1 protein-coding gene is annotated in these 1,632 nt (G+C 43.3%); it reads right to left on the bottom strand.

The genetic code is table 11. The features are described 5' to 3' along the window. Window positions 1-5: 5 nt before the first annotated feature. On the bottom strand, window positions 6-1,632 hold a 1,627-nt coding region (locus tag ABD915_RS09540; protein WP_345117702.1), incomplete at its 5' end, for an autotransporter outer membrane beta-barrel domain-containing protein.

Below are 1,632 nucleotides of genomic sequence, written 5' to 3'. Positions count from 1 at the left end.
TTGTTTTAAAACTGATAGCGTATGCCACCTGAAAAACTGGCGCCGGAGATACCGGTTTTTTGCAGCTTTTGTTGATAGCTCACATCACCATGAAGCGAGAGATTGTGAGACAGTTGCGCATTGATGCCAATACCGCCTTCAATTGCAGGGCCCATAGGATCAAGGTCAAAGTCTCTGCCAATATAAATGGTACCATTATCCCCAAAGGTTTTGATCAAGTTTACTTTTCCATAGAAAGACATCGGACGGTTGTTTTCAGTGGAAACGGTTTTTGTCAAACGTCCGCCAACACGGATCAACCATTGGGAAGGATTTTTCATATCAATGGTAAGATGATCGACATCTTCAATGGTGTTAAACATCAAATGTTGATAGGCAAGTTGTGCTTGCGGTTCAAAGGTTAAGCCTTCCACTCCGGTTGCAAATTCTTTACCAACAGTTGTAGAGATACTCAACATCTTAGCATCGTTCAACTTTGCGGTTTTGCCAATGAGAGCATTGGTGATATTTCCCTTGATTATTCCATAGGACAAGAGTGTATCAACGTAGAAACCATTGTTGTGTTGTATGCTCCCGTAAGCTGTCAGTGACCATTTATCCACTGTGCTCTTACCGGCATCTGCCATGTCTTTTGGTGTGAACGATAGCTGCCCATAGGTGCCTACAAGACCAAAGTGTGTGGTGGCGTTTTTCCCCTCTATGGCAGCCAATGTAATACCGGCTTCTAGAGCCGCATAACGAATATCAGCACCGTAACCGTATTTGAAAGGTCCGCGTTCAGAAGATAAGGTGCCTGTGCTTCCGTAAGTATAGAGGAAGAAACCGATCTGTTTATCCTCTTCTTTTCCCAAGACGGATGTTCTCATATTGGCTAAAAGCGCGTTTTGTTTAGCCATATCGGTTAATCCACTATAGAAGAGAGCATTGGGCATGACTAAGTAACTGGCCGTTTGGGGCACAACGGCAACGGTAGGGACATTTGATCCAGGATCAGGATTAGGATCAGGATTTGAACCAGTTTCAAGAATTTCCTTGTGTAAGCGGAAATCCCAGAAGTTTTCGTTCTTCTCATCAAATAGGTTTTGCTCAATATTGGCTTTTCCTTGGCTTGAGTCTGGTCCATAGGCAGTCAGCGTATATTTATAGGGCAAACCACCTCTTGTGGTATAGCCATTTACCAGTTTGAAAGAGTCTTCCTGTGCATTTCCAGAAACTTGAATCAGCGAAAGGCCCCCTGTATTGGAAGGGTCAGAAGCATTTACTACACTCTTTCTATCCCCTGAATCGCTTTGAATATAAACTGTTGTGTTGCCTGAGACATCACCGTGGATCAGAAGTCTATCGGTTTTTTGATCGGCAATTGCTCCCCCATCACTCCATGCTACGTTGAAGCCAATCTTTGCGTCTCCCGTTGCATTGTAGACTGCTTGCGTGTCTGGTTTACCAGATCCTATATGCAATGTGTGATAGTGGTCTTCTGTTGGGCCTTCAAAAATAATAGAGCTGTTGTTAAGATTAAGCACAGAAACATCAGAACGTGACCTTTGAGCAATATCAAGCAGATTGCCCTTATCATCTTTTTCGTTTGTACTGGTCTTCAACATCCATTTTGTCTCGTTTTTCAGATCAAAG

The sequence above is a fragment of the Bartonella jaculi genome (assembly GCF_039543045.1).
In the GTDB taxonomy this organism is placed as follows: Bacteria; Pseudomonadota; Alphaproteobacteria; order Rhizobiales; family Rhizobiaceae; genus Bartonella; species Bartonella jaculi.
The sequence above is the reverse complement of the archived record's forward strand: the minus strand, read 5'-3'. Positions and strand labels throughout refer to the sequence as shown.